At 38.6% G+C, this 25,645-nt stretch carries 29 protein-coding genes; 24 read left to right on the forward strand and 5 right to left on the reverse strand.

Annotation, left to right across the window (positions count from 1 at the left end):
- Nucleotides 1-148: 148 nt before the first annotated feature.
- From B3C18_RS05100 to B3C18_RS05115, 4 genes are all read left to right on the forward strand, one after another.
- On the forward strand, nt 149-1,969 hold the full coding sequence (locus B3C18_RS05100) for a hypothetical protein (protein WP_291143416.1): 1,821 nt from the start codon (nt 149-151) through the stop codon (nt 1,967-1,969).
- A gap of 144 nt (nt 1,970-2,113) precedes the next feature.
- Nucleotides 2,114-2,671, forward strand: coding sequence for a hypothetical protein (locus B3C18_RS05105; protein ID WP_291143419.1), 558 nt, complete (start codon nt 2,114-2,116; stop codon nt 2,669-2,671).
- A gap of 30 nt (nt 2,672-2,701) precedes the next feature.
- Nucleotides 2,702-3,028 carry a hypothetical protein gene (locus B3C18_RS05110; protein WP_291143422.1) on the forward strand — a complete coding sequence of 109 codons (327 nt, stop codon included), beginning with the start codon at nt 2,702-2,704 and terminating at the stop codon, nt 3,026-3,028.
- 598 nt (nt 3,029-3,626) lie between these two features.
- A complete protein-coding gene (locus B3C18_RS05115) occupies nt 3,627-3,824 on the forward strand; it encodes a hypothetical protein (RefSeq protein ID WP_291143424.1) in 198 nt (65 codons plus the stop codon).
- Here the strand turns inward: B3C18_RS05115 and B3C18_RS05120 are convergent.
- From B3C18_RS05120 to B3C18_RS05130, 3 genes are all read right to left on the reverse strand, one after another.
- Complete coding sequence (locus B3C18_RS05120; protein ID WP_291143427.1) at nt 3,799-4,173, reverse strand: helix-turn-helix domain-containing protein; 375 nt, start codon at nt 4,171-4,173, stop codon at nt 3,799-3,801. The two genes, B3C18_RS05115 and B3C18_RS05120, sit on opposite strands and share 26 nt — an antisense overlap.
- Before the next feature lie 60 nt (nt 4,174-4,233).
- Entirely contained in the window at nt 4,234-4,482 is a 249-nt protein-coding gene (locus B3C18_RS05125) for a hypothetical protein (RefSeq protein WP_291143429.1), read from the reverse strand.
- Nucleotides 4,483-4,779: 297 nt separating this feature from the next.
- Nucleotides 4,780-4,971: a cold-shock protein gene (locus B3C18_RS05130; protein ID WP_291143432.1), complete on the reverse strand. Its 192-nt coding sequence runs from the start codon at nt 4,969-4,971 to the stop codon at nt 4,780-4,782.
- A 503-nt stretch (nt 4,972-5,474) separates the two neighbouring features.
- Between B3C18_RS05130 and B3C18_RS05135 the strand changes: the two genes are divergently transcribed.
- From B3C18_RS05135 to B3C18_RS05205, 15 genes are all read left to right on the forward strand, one after another.
- On the forward strand, nt 5,475-6,986 hold the full coding sequence (locus B3C18_RS05135) for a PAS domain-containing sensor histidine kinase (protein WP_291143435.1): 1,512 nt from the start codon (nt 5,475-5,477) through the stop codon (nt 6,984-6,986).
- A gap of 515 nt (nt 6,987-7,501) precedes the next feature.
- Nucleotides 7,502-7,753: a Crp/Fnr family transcriptional regulator gene (locus B3C18_RS05140; RefSeq protein WP_291143438.1), complete on the forward strand. Its 252-nt coding sequence runs from the start codon at nt 7,502-7,504 to the stop codon at nt 7,751-7,753.
- A gap of 111 nt (nt 7,754-7,864) precedes the next feature.
- On the forward strand, nt 7,865-8,500 hold the full coding sequence (locus B3C18_RS05145; RefSeq protein ID WP_291143441.1) for a PIG-L deacetylase family protein: 636 nt from the start codon (nt 7,865-7,867) through the stop codon (nt 8,498-8,500).
- On the forward strand, nt 8,497-9,639 hold the full coding sequence (locus tag B3C18_RS05150; protein ID WP_291143444.1) for a glycosyltransferase family 4 protein: 1,143 nt from the start codon (nt 8,497-8,499) through the stop codon (nt 9,637-9,639). Before B3C18_RS05145 ends, B3C18_RS05150 begins: the two co-directional genes overlap by 4 nt.
- A 12-nt stretch (nt 9,640-9,651) precedes the next feature.
- Nucleotides 9,652-10,809, forward strand: coding sequence for a glycoside hydrolase 100 family protein (locus tag B3C18_RS05155; RefSeq protein WP_291143447.1), 1,158 nt, complete (start codon nt 9,652-9,654; stop codon nt 10,807-10,809).
- Nucleotides 10,810-11,079: 270 nt separating this feature from the next.
- The gene (locus B3C18_RS05160; RefSeq protein WP_291143450.1) at nt 11,080-11,571 is read left to right on the forward strand and encodes a hypothetical protein; all 492 of its coding nucleotides are present in this window, start codon (nt 11,080-11,082) and stop codon (nt 11,569-11,571) included.
- A 16-nt stretch (nt 11,572-11,587) separates the two neighbouring features.
- Nucleotides 11,588-12,259, forward strand: coding sequence for a BON domain-containing protein (locus B3C18_RS05165; RefSeq protein WP_291143453.1), 672 nt, complete (start codon nt 11,588-11,590; stop codon nt 12,257-12,259).
- Between the two features lie 179 nt (nt 12,260-12,438).
- Nucleotides 12,439-13,017, forward strand: a complete 579-nt coding sequence (locus B3C18_RS05170) for a hypothetical protein (RefSeq protein WP_291143456.1) — start codon at nt 12,439-12,441, stop codon at nt 13,015-13,017.
- A 121-nt stretch (nt 13,018-13,138) separates the two neighbouring features.
- A complete protein-coding gene (locus B3C18_RS05175) occupies nt 13,139-13,897 on the forward strand; it encodes an MlaE family ABC transporter permease (protein WP_291143459.1) in 759 nt (252 codons plus the stop codon).
- 3 nt (nt 13,898-13,900) lie between these two features.
- Nucleotides 13,901-14,674: an ABC transporter ATP-binding protein gene (locus B3C18_RS05180; RefSeq protein ID WP_291143461.1), complete on the forward strand. Its 774-nt coding sequence runs from the start codon at nt 13,901-13,903 to the stop codon at nt 14,672-14,674.
- An 11-nt stretch (nt 14,675-14,685) separates the two neighbouring features.
- A complete protein-coding gene (locus tag B3C18_RS05185) occupies nt 14,686-15,651 on the forward strand; it encodes an MlaD family protein (protein WP_291143464.1) in 966 nt (321 codons plus the stop codon).
- A gap of 183 nt (nt 15,652-15,834) precedes the next feature.
- The gene (locus B3C18_RS05190) at nt 15,835-16,305 is read left to right on the forward strand and encodes a Dps family protein (protein WP_291143466.1); all 471 of its coding nucleotides are present in this window, start codon (nt 15,835-15,837) and stop codon (nt 16,303-16,305) included.
- A 26-nt stretch (nt 16,306-16,331) separates the two neighbouring features.
- Nucleotides 16,332-16,931 (forward strand): YceI family protein, encoded by a 600-nt coding sequence (locus B3C18_RS05195; protein WP_291143469.1) that lies wholly within the window; start codon nt 16,332-16,334, stop codon nt 16,929-16,931.
- 16 nt (nt 16,932-16,947) lie between these two features.
- A complete protein-coding gene (locus tag B3C18_RS05200) occupies nt 16,948-18,258 on the forward strand; it encodes a hypothetical protein (RefSeq protein WP_291143472.1) in 1,311 nt (436 codons plus the stop codon).
- A 63-nt stretch (nt 18,259-18,321) separates the two neighbouring features.
- Nucleotides 18,322-19,875 carry a L,D-transpeptidase family protein gene (locus B3C18_RS05205; protein ID WP_291143475.1) on the forward strand — a complete coding sequence of 518 codons (1,554 nt, stop codon included), beginning with the start codon at nt 18,322-18,324 and terminating at the stop codon, nt 19,873-19,875.
- Here B3C18_RS05205 and B3C18_RS05210 read toward each other — a convergent pair.
- Together B3C18_RS05210 and B3C18_RS05215 are read right to left on the reverse strand one after the other, a co-directional pair.
- The gene (locus B3C18_RS05210; RefSeq protein ID WP_291143478.1) at nt 19,872-20,924 is read right to left on the reverse strand and encodes a response regulator; all 1,053 of its coding nucleotides are present in this window, start codon (nt 20,922-20,924) and stop codon (nt 19,872-19,874) included. The two genes, B3C18_RS05205 and B3C18_RS05210, sit on opposite strands and share 4 nt — an antisense overlap.
- Nucleotides 20,921-22,165: a PAS domain-containing sensor histidine kinase gene (locus tag B3C18_RS05215; RefSeq protein WP_291143480.1), complete on the reverse strand. Its 1,245-nt coding sequence runs from the start codon at nt 22,163-22,165 to the stop codon at nt 20,921-20,923. Before B3C18_RS05215 ends, B3C18_RS05210 begins: the two co-directional genes overlap by 4 nt.
- A gap of 239 nt (nt 22,166-22,404) precedes the next feature.
- On the opposite strand from B3C18_RS05215, the gene B3C18_RS05220 reads away from it, so the two are divergent.
- The 5 genes from B3C18_RS05220 (at nt 22,405) to B3C18_RS05240 (ending at nt 25,533) form a co-directional block, all read left to right on the forward strand.
- A complete protein-coding gene (locus B3C18_RS05220) occupies nt 22,405-22,845 on the forward strand; it encodes a hypothetical protein (RefSeq protein WP_291143483.1) in 441 nt (146 codons plus the stop codon).
- A 145-nt stretch (nt 22,846-22,990) separates the two neighbouring features.
- Entirely contained in the window at nt 22,991-23,701 is a 711-nt protein-coding gene (locus B3C18_RS05225; protein WP_291143485.1) for a BON domain-containing protein, read from the forward strand.
- Between the two features lies 1 nt (nt 23,702).
- Nucleotides 23,703-24,260, forward strand: coding sequence for a general stress protein (locus tag B3C18_RS05230; RefSeq protein ID WP_291143487.1), 558 nt, complete (start codon nt 23,703-23,705; stop codon nt 24,258-24,260).
- Nucleotides 24,261-24,294: 34 nt separating this feature from the next.
- On the forward strand, nt 24,295-24,714 hold the full coding sequence (locus tag B3C18_RS05235) for a hypothetical protein (protein WP_291143490.1): 420 nt from the start codon (nt 24,295-24,297) through the stop codon (nt 24,712-24,714).
- A 150-nt stretch (nt 24,715-24,864) separates the two neighbouring features.
- Entirely contained in the window at nt 24,865-25,533 is a 669-nt protein-coding gene (locus B3C18_RS05240) for a BON domain-containing protein (RefSeq protein ID WP_291143493.1), read from the forward strand.
- The last annotated feature ends 112 nt before the right edge of the window (nt 25,534-25,645 follow it).

The following is a 25,645-nucleotide window of genomic DNA, read 5'->3' on the forward strand; positions in this document are numbered from 1 at the left end:
CTACAACGGATTTGTGCATTGTGCTTAATGGTAAAATGTTTTTTGTATTTTGTAGTTTTGGCATAACCGAAAGACTACGCATTTTTTAATCCAAAACCCGCTATAGTGCCATAGCGTTAGGTACAATGGCAAAAAAACGAATTTATAAATGACAGTAACTCGAAAATACTATGAAAGTTTAATTGGACTATTTGCAAAGATAAATTCGGTTAAGCACAATGAAGTTGAATTGTTTTTGGAAACAAAAACTGATTTATCTAATCTAATTGATAGGATTGTAAAATTTAATTTATTTCCATTAAGTTTTACAAACTTGTTTTTTGAAACACTCCATAAAAGAACAATTGAAAACTTCTCAAAAGAAAAAATAATATTGTCAAATGAACTGCATTATGAACTTAATGAATGCCTTTGGACAACTAGATTAAGATATGGTGGAGAATTATTATTTTATATTTATGAAATAAGAATTGCCTACTTGAATCTGTCGATTGAAGAAATTGATGAGTTTGAAAAAGATAAAAAAGAGCCAATCCATTATTTTATGCCTGAGGTTTTAAAATTTAGAAATCTCAAAGAAAAAACAGCAAAATTTGAAGAAATTAAAAAAACTCAAAAAAATAGTATTGTCAAAAAAGAAAAAGTAATTATTAAAAAATCTGATTATGAAATAATTGATGGGAAACTTCAGATGCATTTTTCAGATTACAAAAATTATATCTCAACAAACTATCCATCAATTTGTGACTCTTTTTCATATTATGGAAAAAATGTTAGAGCATATATTACAGAAGCAATTTCCAATGATATTTTTGAACTAAGGGTTCATTCTTATAAATCTGACAGTAAATCTTCTATTACTTTAAAAAATGAATACTATAATTTTTATCCAGCTTATTTCTATAATTTAGAAGAAATTGCAAATGAGCAAATCGATGCGATGGCCTTAACTTTGGTTAGGTCAAATTTTATTTTTAAAAACCCATTTTCAATAGAGAACATTCATTACGCGCTGGTGAGAATTTTTATAGAAAATTCAACTGAAATAGTGGCTATTAATTTTGCAAAATTTTTACTCAAATGTGAAGGCTATAAATTTATAGATACAGAAGATTCACAAAATCAAGGATTTGATTTATTAGGAGAAAAATCTAATGAAAAAACTCAATTTGAAATCTACCATCATAAGTCTAGGAGTTCAAATAATTTAGTTGAAAAAGCAACTAAATTCTACAATACAAATTCAATAGAAACAATTTTTGTTTTTACAACATTTCCGGGAAAAGACACAATTGACTTATTAAAAACATATAATATTTCTTCGTTATTTTTATTTGATTTAATTGGTAAGTATTTTGAAAATGAAAACACTGACGTTTTAAGTTGGTATATAAAATCAAATCTAAATAGTATTAAACCCAAAAAAATAAATAAAAATTTTGAAGCATTAATACTCATAAATAGATTAAAAAATTGCCCAACAGGCAATAAAGATTGGGCCGACTATGAAACAATCGGTGCAGATATTTTTAGATTTTTATTTGAAGACAATTTTAAATCATATATAGCCGAAGAACAATTTGAAACCGATTTAAAAAATCACCGTCGTGATTTAATTGTTAGTAATTATCCAAAAGATTCAACTTCTTTTTGGGCAGAAGTAAAACAAGAATATAAATCAAAAGCAATAATAATTGATTTTAAAAATTACTCTGAAAAATTAAATTCTACAACGTTGTTTAGTGTTACAAAATACATAACAAAAAAAGTCGGTAATTTTGCGATAGTATTTTCTAGAAAAGGTATTGACAATACAGCAGTTAATGAACAAAAAACATTACTTAGCAGTGATAAACTTGTAATAGAATTTAATGACAACGAGCTAATTGAAATGATAAATGAGAAAGTACTAGGAAAAGACCCACTTGATAGATTGAAATCAAAAGAATTCGAATTAATAAGACGATAAACTATTTTACTTAATGGCCTTTTGGCAAAATTGGGGTTTACGATTATGGAAGTTGGTATTGCATTTTAAAATTTGTGTATAACCGAAAAACATCCCTCTATATTCCTCAGCTTCGCCAAACGCCAGAACGTTAGCAACAAGTATATGAAAACAGAACAACACATAAAACTCGGACGCTTAACAGTACTTATTTCCTTCTTGCTGGGAACAGCTATTTTTATTCTTTACTTCCTGACTTCTTCCTTTGAAATACTTACTCTTGGCCAAAGTTTTATAGCACTTGCAGGTTTGATAAATGTTGGAATTTTAATTTCTATTTTGTTTAAAGCAAACAGAGACAAAGACAATAGAGCACAATTATTTACGACTTGCGGACTTATGCTGCTCAATATTCCAGTACTATTTTTTTACTGTTGGGTAACTGGAATTCTGCTCAACACCATGAGAATTACTTTCACAAACACGACAAAAATCACATTGACAAATATAAATATAGTGGGTTGTGGCGGTGGACACATTGAAAAATTAGAAAATGGGGAAAGTGAAACGGTGTGGGTTGACATAACTGGCGATTGTTCACTAGGTATTAATTATTTATCCGAGGGACAAAATAAAGAAGAAAATGTTGTAGGCTATGTGACACCCCTTATGGGCCAGAAAATGAAACATAATATTGGGGGAAAAAACGACAAACAATTTTGATAACAAGGCTGAAAAATGAAGTAATTATTTATGAAAGACTTTAATTCTGATGAATTTCCAAGAAACTTAAATGATGAGGAAATTGAAATATTATCCCAACTAGTTATTAAAAATCCAATATCAGATTTGTGGAAACAAATTGCCGTTAAACTAACTTCTGAACAAAAAGTAAGAATCAATAAAAAAATTGAAAGTAAAAAATATTCTGAATCAGAAAAACTACCCTCATTTAATAAAAAAGAAGTGAATGACGAGGAATGGGAAAGGTTAGCTAAGGAAAAAGAATTGGAAAAATTTCAAGGCAATATGGTGAAGTTTGGATTATGGGAAGAAGGATTTGACGAAGAAAAGAAATAGAAAATCAGATACAATGGCTGACAGCCGTTTGGCGAGATTGATGTTTTATGCTTAATAAAAAGTTTTATAGTTAGGATGATTTACTTAGCCTGTTGCTAAGGCTCGGTTGTTTGGCTTGTTTATCTCTCAGGTAGAAAATCTAATAATAGAGCTTATTATAGTTCAAAGCCCGCTGTAATCCCAGAAAGTTGTGCGATACTACCCTAGCCCCGATAGCAGTGGAAATCCTTTTGTGCCGGGGTTCGGCACAAAAGATTGGAACGGATAGCGGGAAAAAGCTCCAAAAAATAAAACTATATACAATTCACTAAGTACAAAGAACAACCCCGGACAACTACGACCATACCACCCAGCCTGCCCCGGGGCACCCCTTTAAAAAAAAACAACAGCAATAATCCAATTCAAAAAATAAAATTACAACTTCCCATACAACCAAAAATTACGATCATGAAGACCGTAATTCCCAAAACCCGATCAAAGACCCAAAACGCGCAGCCAAAAACACCCAGCCCCTATGACCCGCAGAACCCTTATAAGGAACCCCAAAGCGGCCCCAAAGACATAACGGTGAAGGACATAGAAAAGGACCTTATAGAGAATGACCCATCAAAAGGGGTCTCAAACCGATATGGATACTAAAAAGAACAATCAGGATGAAAATGATTCCTTTGAGACCATAGCGCCCGAAAAGGATAATGCCGTAAAGAGGGAATTCGAATTTGGGCAGCTTGGAAATGATGAGCTTAAAGAAGATGAACTTACCTTTAAAGTCAACCAAAGTTATATCTCTTTTTAGGAACTGTCCTGTGATCATATTGGCCCCTGTGCAGTTTTAAATACTCCGACGGCGCCGCTCCAACATGCCTTATAAAGGCTCTGTGAGCGGTAGCCCTGGAATTAAACCCGCAGGCCATTACCATTTGCTCGACTGTCAAATCTTTCCACCCAAAATCATTCATTTTTTCTTTGAAATACCCGATTCTCATTAAATTTATATAATTCTTAAAATTTTGATTGGTCTCTGAATTAATCAGGTGCGAAAGCGTGTGGAGATCAATTCCTGTATCTTGCGCCAGGTCCGGAAGAGATAAATCACATCTAAGAAAGAGCTTTTTAGAAACTAGTGTAATTTCTATTTTTGCCATATAAACCTGTTTTTGGCTCTGTGTTAGTTTTTTAAAATCCATATTTATATCCCCGAGCCTTTATTTAAAAATCGATACACTGTCCTGCAGCTCTTCCCTTGCTATAAAGGCATTGATAAATTCCTGCACTTCGCTGGCTGTCCCTGTCTCAATATCAAAAAAATTGATATGGAACTCCTCATCCTGGTCCGCAATGTGTATGATCTGGGTATAGCCCCTTGAGATTATACTGCCTTTTAATTTAATGATATTGGACTGCTGTCTGCCATCGAGCTGTTTTCGGACCTTTAGTTTCATCCCCTTTTCCATTACCAGTAATTTAAAATAATATGCTTTTTTTATTTCCTATCAAATATAAAAATTATTAAATACTATTTAGTCTAAATGCGGGACTTTAACCTGATTTTTTTGTGATCAAGATCAAGCGCGACCGCATTGCAGCCTGCTCTAATTTTGCACAAAAAAATCAAGGCTGTTTTATAATTCCTTTTACAGCGGGAATAGCTCCCAAAAAAATAAACACCAATACTATATATACACCACATCCATAAAACAAAAAAGGCACCTCTAACGAGGTGCCTTTAAAAGTTAACTGTGAAGAGTATATTATGCTACAACTACGTTTACTGCGTTTGGACCTTTACGGCCTTCTTCTACGTCGTATCTTACTTCATCATTTTGACGAATTTCTTCTGACAGACCTGAAGCATGAACAAAAACCTCGGCCCCACCATTGCTTGGAGTTATAAATCCGAACCCTTTTTCTTCATTGAAAAATTTTACTGTACCTTCTTGCATTTTAATGTATTTAAGGGCGTAAAGGTAGCTTTATTAAATGAGAAGCGGCTGAATTTGAGTTTTTTATTTTATTTAATTTAAATTCAGGTATTCCAAAACAAAAAAGCTCCGGATTTGCCTGAAGCTTCTGCTGTCTGAGCAGCAGCCCTAGCCCCGATTGCTTCGCCAGTTCGCTTCGCTCGTGTGGAGTGAAAATCCTTTTGTGCCGGGGTTCGGCACAAAAGATTGGAACGGATAGCGGGAAAAAGCTCCTGAAAATAATATTAAACCTAAAAAATAAAACGAAATACAATTGACCCAGACTTGGCACAAAAGAGCTCCAAAAAAACAGCATTATTTTCCAGGCAGTACTAATTATTTAAATAAATCATTGCTGCTAAACTGTACTTATCCCCATAGAGCATTTAAAAAATTCTATTGGAATTATGAAACATTCTTTTATATTTACATAACACACTAAAATTAATTACATCTACTTTCGTTAGCATCTAAACCACTCACCGATGTACGATAATCTATTGCTTTTAAAAGACATTGTAGATCATACCCCTCTGCCTATAGCAGTCTATACGGGCCCTGAGCTAAAAATAGAACTGGCCAACCCCGCTATGATAAAGGCCTGGGGCAAAGGGTACCAGATTATTGGAAAAAACTACCTGGATGTACTTCCTGAAACCCAAAACCAGCCGTTTTTTGAGCAGGCACTCCAAGTGCTCAAGACCGGGACTGCTTTTCATGCCAAGGATAAAAAAGTGGAACTGGTAGTTGAGGGCGTAATGCAGACCTACTATTTTAACTACAGCTTTATCCCTCTTTTTGATAAGCAAGGCGCGGTCTATGCGGTGATGAATACGGGCGCGGATGTCACCGAGCTGCACCTGGCAAAACAGCAGACCCAGAGTGCCGAGCAAAGGCTCAGAATGGCTATTGAATCCTCAGGGATGGGAACCTATGAGATAGACCTTGCCACCAAAAAAATAAAAACCTCTGGAAATTTCAATACCATCTGGTCCATCCAAGGGGAAATAGCCAACGAGCAGCTTATTTCAAAACTGCATCCCGAGGACCAAAAACTCCGTGAAGAAGCACACCAAAAGGCGCAAAGCACAGGGAAAATGTGCTACGAGGCGCGAATCATAAACGATGACGGATCACTCAAATGGGTGAAGATTAACGGCAGAATTATCACCGACGAAAATGGAACCCCCAACACCCTTATCGGGATCATACAGGATATCCACGAGCAGAAAGAATTTGAGCAGGAGCTTAAAAAACAAGTGGCCCAAAACACGCAGGAACTCCAGCGCTCCAATGATGACCTTATGCATTTCGCGGGTGTGGTGAGCCATGACCTTAAAGAGCCTGTGCGAAAAATAAAAACCTTCAACAGTCTTCTGAGAAACGAACCGCACACCCCTTTTAATGAAAATGCAGAAAAGTACCTGAGCAAAATAGACCAGTCCGCCCAGAGAATGCAGACGATCATTGAAGGCATCCTTGCCTACTCGACACTGGATAAAAGGTCGCAGCCTGTTGAGAAAATAAACCTTGACCTGGTCATTGAAAATATCAAAACCGATCTGGAACTGATCATAAATGAAAAAGGAGCTATTCTGGTGATAAGTGAGCTTCCCCATATTGAAGGGGCACCTATCCTGATCCACCAGCTTTTTTACAACCTGATACATAACGCGCTGAAGTTCTCAAAGACCGATGAGCCGCCCAGGGTGATCATCACTTCGAATATTATAAAGAATCCAGAAGGCATTGAGGTGCTGGAAATAAAAATAAAGGACAACGGCATTGGACTGGACCCTGTTTTTGCCGAGAAAATATTTGATGCCTTTGAAAGGCTGAACTCCAAAGACCAGTTTGAAGGAAACGGGCTCGGCCTTGCCCTGTGCAGAAAAATAGCCAAAAGGCATAATGGTGCTATTACAGCGGCGGGTGAGAAAGATAACGGCGCTGAATTTACAGTGACCCTTCCTTTAAAACAGTCCGATCCTTATCTTTAGCACCTTGTAAAAAAATAAATAAACTAAGAGATTCTTATCGCCAATGTGTTACTGCAAATTGTGAAGTTCAATTTGGCAAATATTTCAGTATACAATCAAAAGTTTTAAGTAAACATAAAATGGAAGATTATGTTTATGGACAGCCCGCCCTGTACTTAATTGTATGGGGCGGGTTTATCATTTTGATTTTCAAAAAAATTAAGTGATGCTTAAAAAATTCAATGATAAGATGTGCACCTTTACCATAAATTTTTAAATGCATTTGATACAGTAATTGCGCTGGAATATGCATCTCTCCAAAACAAAAACAGGGCTCATAAGCAGCCCTAGCCCCGATAGAAGCGGAAATCCTTTGTGGCGGGGTTCGCCGCAAAGATTGAAGCGTATAGCGGGAAGAGCTCCTAAAAAATAAATACTATACTATTGATAAAAAACAATTTTACCTCTTAAAGATTCTGCTGAAACCCTTTAGTTTTTTAAGGTTGAATCCTTTTGCTGGTGCAATACATTTTCTGATGAATTTAAAACCTATTTACTACCCACTGTTTTTACTGCTGTTGGAAAACAAATTCAATCGATATTCCACAACCGTCAAAGGCATCGACCTCACGCGTGATGATCTGGCCAACCTTATTGGAACATCACAGGAGAGTCTTGGCAGAAGCCTCAAACAATTTAAGGAACAGGGCTGTATTGAAACAGATAAACGAAATATTTACATAAAAGACCCCAAACAACTCGAGCAATTACTTCAGGTAAAAATATAACAACCATACATGTTGCAAAATGACGAGCGTTACCTTTCAGGGTGATGCTTGTCATTTTTGTTTTTTACAACACCGCTTACCTTGCTGGTTGATATCTAAATAATTCTCCCAATGCAGGTAAAAAAGAAGAAAGTAGCCCTAATTACAGCACATCCTGACGATGAGACCCTATGGGCCGGCGGCATGCTGCTAAATAATCCTCACTGGGACTGTTTTATCGTATGTCTCTGCCGACGACATGACCCGGACAGGGCTCCCAAATTTAATAAAGCCCTTGAAATACTCAACTGCAAAGGCAACATGGGGGATCTGGATGACGGGCCGGATCAGACTCCACAGAACCAAACCCAAATTGACCGCCTTATACTGGAATTATTACCTATAGCTCATTACGATCTCATTATCACCCATAATCCGCTTGGTGAATATACCCGGCACCTGCGGCATGAAGAAATCGGCATATCAGTGCTAAATCTATGGCATGAAAATAAAATTTCATGCACCGAGCTATTGGTATTTGCCTACCAGGACAATCACAAGCAGCATTATCCTAAAGCTGCAAGCTCAGCAGACTTTTATTTTGAACTGTCCACTGCGCTGTGGCAAAAGAAATACGCCATTATTACCCAAATATACGGCTTTGCCCCAGAAAGCTGGGAGGCAAAAACAACACCCCAGCTGGAAGCATACCGGAGATTTACAAACAAAGATGACGCCTTGGAATGGCTTAAAAAAATAAAATTATGAAAGTGCTTGTCTTATATGATTATCCGCCCACGCCCGGTGGCCTGGCTACACAGGGAGATCTTCTCTACAGAGGACTATTGACCAATGGTGTGGATGCCCATGCCGTTCATCTTGAATCGGCACTTGAAAAGCAGTGGTACTATAACTGGTACAAACCTGACGTTGTGGTAGGTACAGGTTACTGGGGACATACCCCCCAGCTGGTACTGCATCCTCAAAAAAATGGCATGACCGCTGTTCCGTGGCTGGTTGCCGACGGCTATATTGCCAATTATCAAAATGTTCTCAACGAGCTGCCCCTGATCCTTGTCACTTCGCATTGGGTAAAAGAAATGTATGTAAGGGACGGCATTAGCGGTGATAATATTGAAGTACTCCCGGTTGGCTGCGACACCGATGCCTTCAGGCCTTATCCTAAAGATGACCCAAAAGTACTGGCTGCCCGCAAAGCCCTTGGAATAGCACCCCAGGAGCAGCTGCTGCTGACCATTGGCGGTGATGCCGCATCCAAAGGTGCCCGTGAGGTAATGGAAGCCCTTGCCATAGCAGGCAAGGATTTACCGCCGTGGAAATATGTCTGCAAGGTATGGCCCCAGCCAAGAACTGCCCTTCAGAGTAATTTGGACCAAAAGCTGGCCGAACAGCTGGGCATCAGCAGCAACGTAATATTCCAAACCAGCATTATCTCCCGGGATTTCATTCCCTATATGTTAAATGCATGCGATATCTATGCAGCCCCTTCCCGCCTTGAAGGTTTTGGAATGCCCCAGGTCGAGGCAGGATCCTGCGGAAAACCCGTAATTGGGATAAAGGCAATGGGGATGCTCGATACACTTATAGATAATCAGACCGCCTTACTGGCCGGTGTAGGTCAAAAGATAGTGGTCAATGAAGTAACCCTTGGATCGGAATCAGGCTATGAGGAAAACAGGCGTATCGTATTTGAGCAGCCGCGCACGGTAGATTACCGCGCTGATGTAACAGATATTAAAGATGCCCTTATAAAACTGATGAATTCCACAGAGTTGCAGCAGCAATTGGGAAGTGCAGCCAGAGAGCGGGTGATTGAAAATTTCGACTACAGGATTGTGGCGGCCAAATTTGTAAAAATTATAAATGAAAGACTTCAAATATACTAAATAGCACGTATCATGGATAGAGACTGGAAAGAAATAGAACAAGCTAAAAGTGCTGCCCTGGATGTGCTCTTGTACAATGTGGAAGGCCCCTTTGACGGGCTTCCAAGAACTGCTGCATGGGGATATCCAGAACCTTACACCCGTGATTTGATGATCTCTATCCTGGGGGTTGCGGTATCAAAAAATGAACAGTTAGTAACTGCAATGGAGAAAACGCTTCATACCCTTTCCAGGAATCAATCACTCAGGGGAAACATCCCTTCGTTAGTGCATGATCCTGATAACCGCGGGGCAAGTGATACAACACCTTTGTTTCTATTGGCAGTGGGGATCTTTAGAGAACTAACCGGTAAAAAAGATTTTCTGGACCAGGCGGTCCAAAAAGCTTTAACCTGGATGGAATACCAAAGCCCTTCTGACGATTTTCTTGTTGCCCAGCAGCCTACCAGTGACTGGCGTGATGAGCAGTGGGTACTCGGGTACGGCCTTTACGTCAACACCCTTACCTACAGCTATCTTAAAATACTGGGCTATGATCAAAGGGCGGCAGGATTACAAAATGCAATGGAGCATTTTACTATTACTACCCCGACCAATCCGGCCCATCTCCATGAGGGAATGCTTCTGAAACATAAACCCTACTATGCCTTATGGTCCTATAAAATATACAATAGTGAGCGATTTGATCTCCTGGGCAACAGCCTGGCTGTTCTCTCAGGTCTTGCCTCAGAAGAACGAGCAGAAGAAATTGTGAAATGGATAGAAAATTACTGCGAAATTATGATACGAAATAATGATCTTGCCCTAAAGCTGGCCCCTAATTTTTTTCCTTTTATCCTGCCGGACGATCCTGACTGGATCTCCAGGTATGAGCAGTTTAATCTGCCCGGAGACTACCACAATGGAGGAATATGGCCTTTTATCACGGCCCTTCACATAGCAGCCCTTGTAAGGGCCGGCAGGCGTGAACTGGCAAAAGAAAAATTATTCCTGCTTACTGATTTGATTAAAAAATCAAGAAACAAGGATCTTGAATATGGCTTTAATGAATGGTATAAAGCACAGGATGGCGAGCCCATGGGTCAGGACTGGCAAACCTGGTCTGCCTCCTTATATCTTTATGCGGCAGCTTGCGTAGAGACGAATACCACCCCGTTTTTCCTATTCTAACTTTCGCTGCATAACCTTTACGTGTCTCTAGATTGAGGCGTTTATAATTCACTGGTTTTTAGCGCTGTTTCACTGTACTTGAGCCCTTGAAATTCAGCAACAGCCTAAGCATGATTCTCCTAACGGCATTCTGCAGGTACCGGTTTTCATTTTTTTCCTGACAATACCTCTTCTGAAAAGTGTCTCACGTCACTTTACACTGTGCCCCCCGTCATTTGCCGGCTCCTCGGCTAAGTGCATCTTTACATTATAAAATTTAATACCAAAAAAATGAAAATATCCCTCACAATGCTTTGCATTAGTTTGTCGGTACTGCTCTTTAACTGCAATAAAGCTGCAAATAGTGAAACTTCTGATGCGCAATACAATCTTAATAAAGCCAATCGCGATCTGCAGCAGGCCTCAAAAGATTCCAGGCATGATGCCAAAGAAAAAACAATAACGGAGTGGAAAGCTTTTAATGAGAAATCCGAGAAAGTGGTTTCAGTTTTGAATGACCAGCTCAAAGAGTTTCAAAGAAAAATCAATACAGCTGGTCAAAAGGACGATACAGGGTTGAAAAAGGAAATAATCAGGAATCGTGAAAAACTTAAAGCCATGAGAACCAAGCTGCGGGAACGCAATATGGAATTTGAAAACGGCATGCTAAAGCTTGATGATTCTCTTGCATTTAAAAACGAATCGTTTCAAAGAGAATTCGACTATGATATGGATCAGCTCGATAAAGCATTCAAAGATCTCTTCAAAAACAATCTAAATTAAATAAGATAAAGACATTATGAAAACAAACGAAGAATTACAAAAAGACGTGCAGGATGCCATTAAATGGGAACCACTTTTACACGCGGCCGAGATAGGGGTTACTGTTAAAGACGGGGTGGTAATCCTCACTGGAACTGTAGATAACTATTATAAAAAAACTGAAGCTGAAAATGCAGCTAAAAAAGTAGCCGGGGTAAAAGCTGTAGTGGAAAAAATTGAGATACAGGACGCGCGCCATTTCATTAAAAATGATATTGATATTGCTACAGACCTTGTAAAATGTTTTTCAGATAACATTTTCCTTCCAAACAACAATATAACACTTAAAGTTGACGATGGCTGGGTGACCCTGGAAGGACAATTGGGTTGGAATTACCAGAAAGAAATGGCACGAAGAGCTGCCACGCAGCTTCCTGGAGTTAAAGGTGTTATTAATAATATCGGCGTTCAGTCGGAATCAAACGCTGCCATCGAGAAAAAACATGTGGAAAATGCATTAGCCCGCCACTGGGCGATGAACGCCAAAGACATTCATGTATCGGTCGCAGGAAGCACAGTTACCCTTTCGGGAAATGTTACTTCGCTTTACCAAAAAGAGGAAGCTGCAAGAATTACCTGGAATACTCCCGGGGTTGCTTTTGTGAAAAATGAACTGGAAGTCGATTACAAGTATGCCTTTTCAGAGTGAGAAAATGCTAGTGGTGCAAAGCTGCAATACAAATGCTTCCTGACATAAAGTGAAAATGGGAAAAGTCTATTTATAATATAACGACGGTCACTTCTGCCAATGATGGTTGTCATTTCTAAACACAGTATGATAACGCAGCTTTGCATGAGAAATAATACAAATATCTAAAATTCAAACTAATGAAAAATTATAAAATTTTACTAGCCGTTGCAGCTCTTGCAGCAGGACTGAATGCCAGCGCACAGATTCAGGAAGGAAACATTTTAATTGGAGGAAATCTTGCCAATGTTAATCTTGGGCTGAACGGCTCGAAGATATTAAGCGCCGAGATTACCCCTAAAATAGCATGGTTCATAAAAGACAATATTGCTCTTGGAGGTTATATCGATCTGGGGATTCAAACAGCTAAAAATTCCGGTACCACCACCAGTTATGGCATCGGTGCTCTTGGTCGTTACTACACTGGAAAAGATAAGGAAATCATAAAACACAGCCGATTTTTTGCTGAAGCTACCGTAGGTCTTGGAGGTGTAAATGTAAGTGATGCCGATAATACCAATGGAATTAACATCGGTGCCGGTCCGGGATTTGCTTATTTTATCACGCCAAACATAGGCCTGGAAGTGCTGTTAAAATACAATAACCTCATTGGACTGGGAAGTACCCCTTATCAGGGAAACCTTAATGCATCATTTGGTTTTCAAATCTATCTGCCGGGAAAAAGCACTGCCAGAAAAGTTCAAAATGATCTGCAGTAAATATAGAAGATATTCAATTTTATAGTGGTCAAGAGAAGAAAATTCACCTGTAACAGCAAGATGCAGGTCCTAACCCAATAAAATTGTTTTTCACATCAAAATTAAAACTAAATCTCAGCAAATGACAGCCATCATAAAAGAGCAGCTCACCCAGGCTGGAAATTTCTCATTATTCATTGGACGTTTTTTTAAAGAAATATTCGTTCCCCCTTTTCAAATTAATGAGTTCCTGCGCCAATGTTACGCCATAGGGTGTAAATCACTTCCGCTGGTAAGCATTACGGGGTTTATCATGGGGCTTGTGCTGACGATTCAATCCAGGCCGACCATGACAAAATTTGGAGCCGAATCCTGGCTGCCCAGCATGGTTTCACTTTCTCTGATAAGAGAAATTGCCCCTGTGGTCACGGCACTTATCTGCGCCGGAAAAATTGCCTCGGGAATTGGCGCCGAACTGGGATCGATGAAAGTTTCCTCCCAGATTGATGCTATGGAGGTATCTGCCGTTAATCCTTATAAATACCTGGTGGTCACCAGAATATTAGCCACCACGCTAATGGTGCCGATGCTGGTTATTTTTGCAGATTTCGTCGGCATTTTCGGAGGCTATATCGGTTATAACGTACATAGTACGATTACGGTACGACGTTACTTCTCTGAAGTGATTGAACATCTGGATTACTTAGATGTACTGCCTGCTGTGATAAAAACATTCTTCTTTGGATTTTTTATCGGTGTGATCGGGTGTTATAAAGGTTTTAACGCTTCAAGCGGGACGGCAAGTGTCGGACTTGCCGCAAATTCAGCAGTAGTAACGGCCTCACTTTCTATTTTTATCATCGATATGCTGGCAGTTCAAATCACCGATTTATTTTTCTAAACCATGAAAGAACAACCCATCATAGAGATCAAAAACCTGCATAAGGCTTTTGGAAAAAACAAAGTACTAAAAGGAATAAGCCTCAGGGTAAACAAAGGTGAAGATCTGGTTATTCTTGGGCGTTCAGGCTCTGGAAAATCAGTAGCAATTAAGTGCCTTGTCGGTCTGCTTGAAACAGACAGAGGGAAATTGGAAATCTTTGGAACAGATATAACCAGACTGAATTATGAAGGACTTAACAAAATAAGGCTTAAAATAGGTTTTATGTTCCAAAATGGTGCTTTATACGATTCCATGTCAGTTCGTGAAAACCTGACTTTTACCTTAAAGCATCATACCAGGCATTTAACAGAAGAAAATATCGAGCAGCAGATTCTCGAAGCCCTGGAGAGTGTGGGACTGCAGGATGCAATTGATAAAATGCCCTCGGAATTGTCAGGGGGCATGATCAAACGAATCAGTCTGGCAAGAACTATAATTATCAAACCGGAAATCATATTTTATGATGAACCCACTGCGGGACTTGATACCATAACTGCACAGGAAATCAGCGAACTCATACTATCTGTCCAGAAAAAATACAAGACCTCCTCGATTATCATTACCCATGATATGATCTGCGCCAAGATGACCGGCAATAGGATCATCATTATAAAAGAGGGTTTAGTGCATGCAGAGGGAACCTATGAGGAACTCGAAAACAGCAGCGACCCTTGGGTAAAATCGTTCTTTTTTGCAACCAATCAATACGCAACGGGCCCAGCCCCTACTGTTTAAATAATAACATCATGAAGAAAAAATCAGATTATATCTGGAAATTGGGACTATTTGTCATTGCAGCTATGACGATTCTTCTCGTTGCTGTTTATTTCATTGGCAAAAGCCAAAACCTTTTTGGGGATACCTTTAATTTAAAAGCAAAATTCAAAAACGTCAGCGGATTAAAAAACGGCAATAACGTGTTATTGTCGGGAATCACTATTGGTACCATAAAAGACATATCGTTCATTTCAGACTCTACCGTTGTAGTGAATATGATAATCCGCGAAGAAGTGCATCAATACATCAAAACAGATGCGATGGCCAGTATCGGCTCCGATGGACTAATGGGTGATAAAGTGCTCACGATTTCTCCCAGAAACGGCCTTGCTTTAATGGTAAAAGATGGTGACATGATCCTCTCCAATGAAGCGGCCGCTCTGGAAGATTTAATTTCCGGACTTAAAAAAAGTATCGATAATGCGGAGATTATTACCAGAGAGCTGTCTGAATTCAGCTATAAGATTAATAATGGAAAAGGGGCATTGTCTAAAGTGCTGACCGATGAGAATTTTGCAAAAAGCATTGACGTGACAATGAATAACCTGAAAGCCAGCTCTAATGAATTTGCCGTTTTTACAAAAAAGATCAACGATAAGGATGGGACACTATCAAAACTTATGACTGATCCTTACTATGCCAACAGTATCAAAAAATCATTATCCGGATTTGAGAGCAGTGTTTCTGATTTAAATGTTTTTACTGCAAAACTAAATACAGGTAAAGGCATACTGCCAAAACTCATCAACAATGAAAGATTAGCCAATTCACTGGACTCGACTTTAACAAACTTGCAGACAGGCTCTGAAAATTTAATTGAAATAGAACAGGCTGCAAAGCAGAATTTTCTGCTTAGAGGTTATTTCAAGAAAAAGAAAAAACAGGAGGCAAAAAAAGCATCAGAATTGCAGAAAGCAGTAAGTGATACTGAATGACCTGAAAGTAAATTGACAATAATTCAAAAAAAACGGTAAGAAAAAGTGCCTCTGCTTGGGAAGTATCAAACATTCTATTAGTAATAAGTAACAACCATCATTTATTTACGTGCGGGCTATCATTTTCCTCTGCCTTTAATTCCTGCAGCTTTGCAATGAAAAATCCCCCTTAATAGAATCCAAATGACAACAACCACTTCCAAAAGAGTCCTTATTAAAAAACTTTCCAATAAACTCTCGAGTATCCTTTGTGATGAGTACATTCTTTTGACCAAAACCAAAAATGCCAAATGGAACCTGCAGGGTATTGATTTTCAAGATGAATATCTCTTTTTTAACGCTCAATCCAGTGAAATTGATCTCATAATTGACCAGATCGAAAAACGTGTTCATGCTTCAGGGCATTACACAGATGTCATGTTAAAGGCTTTTTTAAAAGTTAACCGGTTCAATAAAAGAAAAAAGAAAGTAAATGATCGTGCGGACTGTCTCACAGAATTGCTGGGTGACCATGAAAATCTAATCTCGGTTCTTAAAACCAATACGTCGCTGCTGGAAACTGCAACTAAAGGCAGCCAGACTGACGATTTTGTTACAATATTGACCGAAAGTCACCAGAAAATGGCCTGGTTTCTTCGCTATTACCTCAAATAAATAATTTAAACAAATAAAACGCCGCAATGAAAACTAAAATAATACTCAAGGTACTGCTAGCAACGATAATCTTCTTAGGCATGAATCAGGCGATTCTGGCACAATCTAATTTCAAGATTGGAAAATCCACAGCCAATGAAATGAATATATCGGGTACCTCCTCCTTCCACGACTGGAAGATGAAAACTTCGAATTTTTCAGGAAAAGCTGCATGTACAATCGGTGCCGATAATCAAGTCTCAAAATTAAGCCTCCTGGAATTCAGCTTACCGGTGCTTACCCTTAAAAGCGGGCAAAAAAAATTAGATAAAAATGCCTACAAGGCACTCAAAACTGAGCAGTTCAAAGAAATTCTGTACAAACAGACCCAGGCTAAAGTAATGAGTTTCACTAATTCCAAATCACATATAAAAACAGAAGGAAAGCTGACCGTGGCAGGTGTAAGCAAAGATGTCATTATTGATTTATACTGTTTTGAAAAAAAGGATGGAAGCATGAGCTGTGATGGAAACTACCAGATCAACATGAGCGATTATAATGTTACTCCGCCTGTATTTATGGGAGGAATCATGAAAACAGGAGAAGCGATAACCCTTGCGTTTTCTCTACAGTTTGAAAAATATTAATTACTAAACATTACAAATGAAAAATATAGTATTGCTGCTGTGTCTTTGCACAGCATTAGCTCAGGCACAAAAAAAAACTATGCAGTACTTTAGGTACAATGACCAAAGAGGCATCAATGTTTTTGAAACCACCAAGCAGGACAGCTCCTCTTTTGAAGGCTTCACGGTTAAAATGGGCGGAAATTTAACACTGGATTTTCAAGGGTTAAACCATCAAAACACCGCATCTGCTGTACTGGTTGATAATGTAAACAGCAATGAACTTATTGCTATTACCAATGGATTCAACCTGGCTATGGCCAATCTGAATCTCGATACCCAGCTCGATGACGGAATCCGAATGAACCTTACCGTTTATTTGTCCTCAAGGCATCACGAGGAAACCTGGGTAAAGGGGGGGTATATTCAATTTGATAAACTCTCCTTTCTAAAAAGCAGTTTTATAGATCAGGCTATGAAGTATATAACCCTTAAAGTAGGCGCCTATGATGTAGATTATGGGGACCAGAACTTCAGGAGAAGTGACGGAGGCAATGCCATTTATAACCCTTTTGTTGAGAACTACATCATGGATGAATTTGCTACTGAAATTGGAGGTGAAGTATATTACCATGACAATTCAGGGATCATGATCATGCTGGGGCTCACAAATGGCGCCCTTAATCCAACTGTGGTGGTTTCTACCAAGATAGATGCGGCAACGGGAGAACCCAATAAGCCCACACCGGCATTGCATGGTAAAATTGGTTATGACAAACAATTCGACAAGGATTTACGCCTGAGGCTTACCGGTTCGTTCTACCACGTAAAAAGTGCTTTGAATAATACCCTTTTTGCAGGTGACCGAACCGGTTCCCATTATTTTTATGTCATGGAAAATACGGCCGCTACAGCAGTTGCTAATTTCAGATCAGGACGATACAATCCTGAATTCAGCCAGCAGGTAACCGCACTTATGTTTAATCCTTTTTTGAAGTATAAAGGTTTAGAGGTTTTTGGGACCTACGAAGTTGCTAATGGCAGAAAAATTACCCAGGCAGATACCCACCAGATAGTACAGTCTGCCGTTGATTTGATCTACAGGTTTCCTGCCGTAAAAGAGAATTTCTGGATTGCAGCAAGGTACAATACCCTTACTGATTCACCTCTTGACCAGAATGACCAGAAAGTAAATCGTGTGACCGCCTCTGCCGGCTGGTTCTTGACTAAAAACATCCTGATGAAAGCCGAGTACGTAAATCAGAAATATAAAAATTTCCCCGATACGGATATTAGGCATGGCGGACAATTCGACGGCTTTATGCTGGAGGCTACCGTTGGATTTTAAAAGGGTACCCCCCTATTTTTATAAAAAGAGACCATGCTTGGCATTTAAACTAATATGCAAAAAATGAAATACAGCTATTTATTGACTCTGTTAATGTACAGCTCCTGGCTTATGGCCTCTGTAAGTCCTGCTGCTTTTGTTCCAAAACATTTGCATGCAGGTTACACAGCGCAGATAGATACCACTAAAATCCCTGCTTTTTTTGAAACATATCCTAAATTCAAGCCTTATGAGGCTCAGGTAAAACTGCTTTACAAAAAATATGGCAATCATACCTGGTACGATCAGAAAGGACTTATTGAATTTACATTTGTGCTGTACAAACAAGTACAGCAAATCAGGGACGAAGGGGTTCCTCTCACCATACCTTATGAAATGGAATTCATCAAAATCTTTGAAAAAGGGGCCAGTACAGTTCCAAACCTGCAGACAGAGCTGCTAATCAGCTGTATGTATTTTTTCTATACCTCTAAAGTTTTTACTGGCTTTACCATTGGTAAGAGCCAGGAAACGGGCTGGTATCTTCACAGGGAATTATCCAATACAGCTGATCTGGACTCGCTGATGCAAGTTATTTCTTTAAAAAAAGAATTTAAACATGAATACTTCAGTCAGTATTATCCGCTTAAGGAGTCATTAAAAAAATACTTGGAAATTCAAAGAAACGGCGGATGGAAACCGGTGCAGCTCGAAAAAGGCATTAAATCACTGCAAAGCAGTGATTCTTCTCTTACCGTTCAGCAGATCAGAACCCGATTATTTGTGGAAGGTTATATAAATCAGGATAGCGGATCCCTTATTTTTGATCAGTCAGTCTCTGATGCGATCACTGCATATGGAACAGCTCAAAATCATGATTTTAACAACAAAATCACACCCCGTTTAATTGAAATGCTAAACATTTCTGTGCAGAGCAGAATTAAAACCATATCGGTTAATATGGAAAGATGCCGCTGGATAAATCCTAAAATTAATGCGGCACAGGAATATATCGCAGTGAATATACCTTCTTTCAGGCTCCTTTATTTCCGTGAAGGAAAACCATTGCTTACTTCCAAAGTAGTAGTTGGAAAGGAATTTCATAAAACTATTGTTTTCAGTGGCAGCATAAGTTATATTGCTTTCAGCCCCTACTGGAATGTACCCTCCAGCATCCTTAAAAAGGAAATACTGCCAAAAATAAAGAAGAACCCCAATTATTTGAAAAATCAGAATATGGAATGGCATAACGGGCAGGTCAGGCAAAAACCCGGAGGCAGCAACGCCTTAGGCCTTGTGAAATTTATGTTTCCAAACTCCCATAACATTTATCTTCATGATTCGCCTTCCAAATCTTTTTTCAACATGGACAAAAGAGCCTTCAGCCATGGGTGCGTCCGGGTAGAGAAAGCACGTGATCTGGCAATTGCCATTATGGAAAAACAAGCCAATTGGAACAGCTCCAAAGTAGATGCTGCCATGCATTTGGGAAAAGAAAATACCTATGTACTGGAGAATAAAATCCCTGTTTACATTGCTTATTTTACTGCATGGGCTGACGGCAGCGGTAATATTGCATTTTATGATGATCTCTATAATCGTGACAATGCTCTTGCAGCGGTTCTTTTCCAGAATTAATTCTTCATCTTGCTTATTTTCATATAATCAAGAATTTTTAACTCGCTGCCCTTTTTTTCGATTAATCCTTCATTCCTAAATTCTGTCAATGTTCTGCTTACCGTTTCAGAGGCAGTCCCTGACATGGCAGCCAAATCATCCCGGGTTACATTAATACTATCCCCTTTTACTGCTTCTTCCTGACGAAAAAGCCTAAGTAAGGATTCCGCTATGCGCTTTCTTACCGATTGATAGGCCAGCTGAAGCAGATGATTGTCTTTGGACCTGATTTCATTTGAAAGGATTTTAATGAATTTTTCTGCCACATCAGGGTATAGTCTTAGTAATTCTTTGAGTTGTTCTTTTGGAAAAAAACATACCTGACTGTCCTGCAGAGCAGTTGCAGTATCTGTGTAAGTTTCATCAGAGAGAATGGTGTTTACTCCGATAAAATCATTGGGATGATACATCCCTGTCATAAGTTCACGCCCGTCTTCAGACATCTTGACTGTTTTGATTTTACCTGAGATCACAAGATAAATCCCAATCGCCCGATCGCCTTCGTAATGAATAATCTGGTTTTTCTTAAAAGGCCTGTGAACATGCTCTTCTATCATTTTCCTGAGTTCCGTAAGTCCCTCCTTATCCCCCACTAAACTCTCCAGATGCCCCAGGGACTGACTGTAGAAATCTTTTTGTGAGTTCTTTTTATTTAACCTGCTTTCTATGGCATGCAAAAGCTCCATATCATCAAAGGGTTTGGTCAGGTAATCATCCGCCCCCATTTCCATTGCCTTTCGCAAATCCGGCCTTTCGGATTTTGCTGTTATGAAAATAAAGGGAATGTTACTTGTTTTTGGGTTTTTATTTAGCATATACAATACACCATAGCCATCAAGTTCGGGCATCATGATATCGCACAGAATGATATCGGGCAGGTTCGCAACAGCAGATTCGACACCTACTTTACCATTATTGGCCTGATAAACCGTATACTGGGCCAGATTAAGGATCTCTACAATATTTTCCCTAATGTCATTATTATCTTCAATAATTAGTACTTTGCTCATGATATGGGAAATGTTAAGGTGAATAATGTTCCTTCTTTTTCATTACTGTTAAATTCTGCAGTCCCTCTCATCAGGGTGACATATCGGTCCACTATATTTAAACCCAGACCGGTACCAGGGATACTGCCGGTATTATGTGCCCTGAAAAAAGCCTGAAATAGATGTTTTTGTTCCTCCAAAGGAATTCCTATACCATCATCATGAACCGACAGAATACAGCTTAAATCATTAATTTCTGTCGTAAAATCAATACAGCAGTTATCACCCGAATACTTTATGGCATTTCCAATTAAATTAATGGCACAATTCTTTAATAGATTAGCATCCAGATATATCATCGTTTGGATCCCTACATGCCGGCAGACAATATTTTGACTGGGCTTGGCCAGAAGCTGCATCTCTTCACTTATTTCCTCTGCAAATTTAACCAGGTCAAAGCAGGTATAGCTGGCTTTTACTTTTCCTGTTTCCAATTTTTCAACATACAAAAAATCATTAAGGATAGCCGTTAAACTCATCACTGAGTTTTTAATTTTGCCAATATGCTTTGCTATCTGCTCACTGCCAAAAGGTATAGCATATTTTTCAATTAGTGAGGCCGATAACTGCACGGTGCTGAGCGGAGTACGAAATTCATGCGAGGCCATGGATAAAAAACGGTTTTTCAATTTATTGAGTTCTTTTTCCTTCTCCAGGGAAATACTCACTTTCTCTTTCGCCTTTTCCAAAGCAAAAATGGTGTCATTTAAGGATTTTGTCCGCTCTTCTACAAGTTCTTCCAAATGTGCTGCGTAATCTTTAAAGCGCTCCTCATCTACTTTTTGCTGCGACAGATCATGAATAAATCCCGCATAGATAGTCCTGCCCGAATATTTTACCTCACTGACCCCTAATTTCATCGGAAACACATAACCGCCTTTACGAAGCCCAGTGAGTTCGCGTCCAATACCAATTATGCTCGCCTTTCTAGTTGCTTTATAATTACCAAGATAGTGATCATGTTTCTCACGGTCAGGTGAAGGCATTAACATAGAAATATTTTTGCCTATAACTTCCTCTTGCTTATAATCAAATAGCTTACATGCTGCAGGATTCATGGATTCTATGGTCCCTACGTCATCAATAGTAATGATTCCATCCAGGGCATTTTGTACAAGTGCATATAATAAGGCCGCATTATCCATTACCAAAGTGATCAAATTAGGATGATCCTTATAAAGGTCGGCTATTATAAGCGGCAAATAGCTTTTAATGTGAATATTATGATATAATTATCACATTATCATTCATTTAACAGTATAATGCACTATCAAAGCAATTTTTTACGCAATACAACCATTGTTCTGAATACTGTGAAAAAAATGAATTCCAGTTAAATTCTGCAGCAAAGTGACACAAATCATTATTTATCATGCTTTAACTCATTTGCATTTAGTGCCATATATTGCTTCTTTGTCATCAAAACCAAAACCGACTTCTGATGCAAAACAAAAACAGGCGCATGCTGCTTATAAAAGACGATTCTAAAACAACAGATGTATTTTATGCCGCTTTGAACAATTTAGAATCAAGGCATCCCATTACTGTATTTAAAAATGTAAAATTATGCCTGAAATTTTTAAACCAGGAGTCTACCGCTGCTCCCATGCTATTTTTTAATCTAAGCGAAAACAGCTGTAAATGCCTTGATGAAATAGTATCTCTCAGAAATGATAGCAAAAACAAAGATTTGCCTATTGTAGTTTATGATCCACTGGCAAAGCTTAGTGATGAAGCTATTTTCATCGCAGGGGCGAACATCTACATAAAAAAATCAAAGGATCCCTTAGAACTTAAAAAGGTGATAAAAAAAGTAATCAATCTGGACTGGCAGTTTGAATCGGGAAAATTTAATAGGGAAACCTTTTTTGTTTCAGTTTAATTCAATATTCCACCCTACCATTAAAAGTGCCTTACATCATTTTTATCCGGGAGTTTTGTCATTTCCAATTTTAAACTGTTAGTCCAACTTTGTAGTGGAAATAAAAAACGGAACAATCCCTGGCTTGCTAAATTTTAAATGAACAATGATGAAAAAAAATGAAATTTTACAACGAGATGTTCAGGATGCTTTAAACTGGGAGCCTGAGTTAAATACAGCTCAAATTCAAGTCAGTGCCAATAACGGCTTAATTACCCTGAGCGGCTTTGTTGATTTACCCGAAAAAAAAACAAAAGCCAGAAATACAGCAAAACAGGTTCCCGGAGTTTTAGGAGTTCTGGAAAATATTAAAATAAAAACCAACAGCTGGGAATATCAAAACGATCATGATCTTGCCCAGACAATAATAAAAGCTTTCAAATGGAATTGGAACACGGTAAATGACACGATTCAGGTTCAGGTAAAAAATGGGCATGTAACACTTACCGGCGAGCTGGAATGGCATTACCAGAAAGAGGGCGCTACAAAAGCTGTCAACAATGTAATTGGTGTTAAGGGAGTAGATAATAATATTTGCATAGAATCAGGACTTAATGCAACGATTACTAAAGATAGCATCAAAGGCGCTCTGCAAGGCCATATAGCAATTGATCTGGAAGGAATTGTAATACAAGTTTTCGAAAATGAAGTAATCCTTGAAGGCAGAGTGGATTCGAGATATCAGAAAGAGCTGGCTGCAAAAATTATATGGAAAACACCCGGAGTGCGTAATGTAGTAAACAATCTTAAGATAATCCATGAAAATACAAGACTAACACTGGGGCTTTTTTATAAACAGCTCGCTAAATTATATTAATATGAAAAACACAAATACACTGGTTGCGTTTTATGCTACTCACCTTAAGGCTGAAGCAGCTATTAAGAAACTTGAAAAAAGCGGATTTGATATGACCCAGCTATCCATCATGGGATCGGATTACCATTCTGAAGAGACCGTAACGGGTTACTACAACGTAGGGGACCGCATGAAAAAATGGGGCAGCTTTGGTGCTTTTTGGGGAGGCTTCTGGGGTTTGTTATTTGGATCTGCTTTCTTTTTTATTCCCGGACTTGGTCCACTGCTTGTCGCCGGGCCTCTTGTTTCTGCCATTATAGGAGCACTTGAAGGGGCAGCATTACTGGGAGGTACCAGCGTTATTGCCGCGGCACTGGTAAGTCTGGGGATTTCAAATCATGAGGTTATAAAATATGAAACGCAGATCAAAGCAGGTAAGTTTATGCTGGTTGTACACGGAAGTAAAGCCAACACTGAGAATGCGCGCAAAGTACTGGGAATTCATATTCCTAAAGAAAATGGCATACATAAAAAAAATGATATTTCTGCTCAGGAAATGGAAGCATCCACAATGTTATAAGTAAAATAAGCAATAAAAATCACACCCTAAAAAAATGAAAACTATAAAACAATTAGGCATTTATTTAGATCATGCTGCTGCAAATTTAATCGATTTCCCCAGTAATGATAAAGAGCCACAGTCTATAATTTCTGAATTTGATAATCAGGACAAACATGAAACGCTGCAAAGAAGCGAAAATGAAATGCACCACAAAGAGCAGGACAAACAAAGGGCTTACTTTAAAAAAATTGCAGCCATTGCCTCACACTCCAGTGAACTGCTATTATTTGGTCCCACTACAGCAAAAACTGAATTACTGCACTTTTTGCAAAAAGACAATAGTTTTGGCAAAATTAAAATCGAGACTGAAAACACCAATAAATTGACAACGCACCAGCAGCAGGTATTTGTTCGGGAACATTTTAAAAAGTTCGACTTTAAAAATGGTTTAAATGGAAAAAATACTTTTTAAAATAAACTGCCATACCATACAAAGGGAATTGCAATTAAAACCATTGCCCATTATCAAAGCATTTAATAGCATCTGGGAATTGAATTTGCCATATAAGAAATAACGCGAGGAGCTTGCTAAAAATAAATTATAAATTTAAATATGCATATTATGAGAACCAACGAAGAATTACAGAAAGACGTTCAGAATGCGATTAAGTGGGAACCGCTTTTGCATGCAGCAGAAATTGGAGTAATAGTTAAAGATGGTGTGGTAACCCTGTCGGGGATTGTAGACGGTTATTACAAAAAAAAGGAGGCTGAAACCGCCGCCAAAAACGTGGCAGGCGTAAAAGCTGTTGTGGAAGATATAGAAATCAAATACTCCAATAACCTTACCAAAACAGATAATGATATTGCCAATGAAGTCTTAAAAGCCTTAAAAGACAATTGGGCTGTATCGGAAGATCATGTCAAGGTAAAGGTAGAAGATGGCTGGGTTAATTTAGAAGGTGAACTTACGTGGAATTTTCAAAAACAGGATGCTAAAAATTGTATCAGTTACCTTCCGGGAGTAAGAGGTGTCACCAATGATATTAAAATCAAATCCGATATTACCAATGCCATCGAAAAAAAGGATATCGAAAAAGCACTGCAAAGAGCATGGGGAGTAAATGAGAAAGAGATTACGGTCACCGTAGAGGGTACCCATGTTAAGCTGACAGGTTTTGTTGATTCTATATTCCAAAAAGATCAAGTAGAACAAATCGTCTGGAAAACTCCGGGTATTTGGTCCATTGATAATGATCTTGTTATAGAATATGATTATGCCGCATTGTAAAATGAGAGAAAAGAAATAGAGGCCAATGTCCTCTATTTTTATTTACATCTGTGGGTAATTGAACCATTATAATAAAATAAAGCGTCCTGGTAGATTGCTTTAAATACTTTAA

This window comes from Flavobacterium sp. UBA7680, from assembly GCF_002482975.1.
Taxonomy (GTDB): Bacteria; Bacteroidota; Bacteroidia; order Flavobacteriales; family Flavobacteriaceae; genus Flavobacterium.

Excerpts from the sequence above, each read along its gene's own strand:
- B3C18_RS05100 (WP_291143416.1), top strand. The coding sequence starts at position 149 with ATGACAGTAACTCGAAAATACTATGAAAGTTTAATTGGACTATTTGCA.
- B3C18_RS05105 (WP_291143419.1), top strand. The coding sequence starts at position 2,114 with ATGAAAACAGAACAACACATAAAACTCGGACGCTTAACAGTACTTATT.
- B3C18_RS05110 (WP_291143422.1), top strand. The coding sequence starts at position 2,702 with ATGAAAGACTTTAATTCTGATGAATTTCCAAGAAACTTAAATGATGAG.
- B3C18_RS05115 (WP_291143424.1), top strand. The coding sequence starts at position 3,627 with ATGACCCATCAAAAGGGGTCTCAAACCGATATGGATACTAAAAAGAAC.
- B3C18_RS05120 (WP_291143427.1), bottom strand. The coding sequence starts at position 4,173 with ATGGCAAAAATAGAAATTACACTAGTTTCTAAAAAGCTCTTTCTTAGA.
- B3C18_RS05125 (WP_291143429.1), bottom strand. The coding sequence starts at position 4,482 with ATGGAAAAGGGGATGAAACTAAAGGTCCGAAAACAGCTCGATGGCAGA.
- B3C18_RS05130 (WP_291143432.1), bottom strand. The coding sequence starts at position 4,971 with ATGCAAGAAGGTACAGTAAAATTTTTCAATGAAGAAAAAGGGTTCGGA.
- B3C18_RS05135 (WP_291143435.1), top strand. The coding sequence starts at position 5,475 with ATGTACGATAATCTATTGCTTTTAAAAGACATTGTAGATCATACCCCT.
- B3C18_RS05140 (WP_291143438.1), top strand. The coding sequence starts at position 7,502 with ATGAATTTAAAACCTATTTACTACCCACTGTTTTTACTGCTGTTGGAA.
- B3C18_RS05145 (WP_291143441.1), top strand. The coding sequence starts at position 7,865 with ATGCAGGTAAAAAAGAAGAAAGTAGCCCTAATTACAGCACATCCTGAC.
- B3C18_RS05150 (WP_291143444.1), top strand. The coding sequence starts at position 8,497 with ATGAAAGTGCTTGTCTTATATGATTATCCGCCCACGCCCGGTGGCCTG.
- B3C18_RS05155 (WP_291143447.1), top strand. The coding sequence starts at position 9,652 with ATGGATAGAGACTGGAAAGAAATAGAACAAGCTAAAAGTGCTGCCCTG.
- B3C18_RS05160 (WP_291143450.1), top strand. The coding sequence starts at position 11,080 with ATGAAAATATCCCTCACAATGCTTTGCATTAGTTTGTCGGTACTGCTC.
- B3C18_RS05165 (WP_291143453.1), top strand. The coding sequence starts at position 11,588 with ATGAAAACAAACGAAGAATTACAAAAAGACGTGCAGGATGCCATTAAA.
- B3C18_RS05170 (WP_291143456.1), top strand. The coding sequence starts at position 12,439 with ATGAAAAATTATAAAATTTTACTAGCCGTTGCAGCTCTTGCAGCAGGA.
- B3C18_RS05175 (WP_291143459.1), top strand. The coding sequence starts at position 13,139 with ATGACAGCCATCATAAAAGAGCAGCTCACCCAGGCTGGAAATTTCTCA.
- B3C18_RS05180 (WP_291143461.1), top strand. The coding sequence starts at position 13,901 with ATGAAAGAACAACCCATCATAGAGATCAAAAACCTGCATAAGGCTTTT.
- B3C18_RS05185 (WP_291143464.1), top strand. The coding sequence starts at position 14,686 with ATGAAGAAAAAATCAGATTATATCTGGAAATTGGGACTATTTGTCATT.
- B3C18_RS05190 (WP_291143466.1), top strand. The coding sequence starts at position 15,835 with ATGACAACAACCACTTCCAAAAGAGTCCTTATTAAAAAACTTTCCAAT.
- B3C18_RS05195 (WP_291143469.1), top strand. The coding sequence starts at position 16,332 with ATGAAAACTAAAATAATACTCAAGGTACTGCTAGCAACGATAATCTTC.
- B3C18_RS05200 (WP_291143472.1), top strand. The coding sequence starts at position 16,948 with ATGAAAAATATAGTATTGCTGCTGTGTCTTTGCACAGCATTAGCTCAG.
- B3C18_RS05205 (WP_291143475.1), top strand. The coding sequence starts at position 18,322 with ATGAAATACAGCTATTTATTGACTCTGTTAATGTACAGCTCCTGGCTT.
- B3C18_RS05210 (WP_291143478.1), bottom strand. The coding sequence starts at position 20,924 with ATGAGCAAAGTACTAATTATTGAAGATAATAATGACATTAGGGAAAAT.
- B3C18_RS05220 (WP_291143483.1), top strand. The coding sequence starts at position 22,405 with ATGCAAAACAAAAACAGGCGCATGCTGCTTATAAAAGACGATTCTAAA.
- B3C18_RS05225 (WP_291143485.1), top strand. The coding sequence starts at position 22,991 with ATGATGAAAAAAAATGAAATTTTACAACGAGATGTTCAGGATGCTTTA.
- B3C18_RS05230 (WP_291143487.1), top strand. The coding sequence starts at position 23,703 with ATGAAAAACACAAATACACTGGTTGCGTTTTATGCTACTCACCTTAAG.
- B3C18_RS05235 (WP_291143490.1), top strand. The coding sequence starts at position 24,295 with ATGAAAACTATAAAACAATTAGGCATTTATTTAGATCATGCTGCTGCA.
- B3C18_RS05240 (WP_291143493.1), top strand. The coding sequence starts at position 24,865 with ATGAGAACCAACGAAGAATTACAGAAAGACGTTCAGAATGCGATTAAG.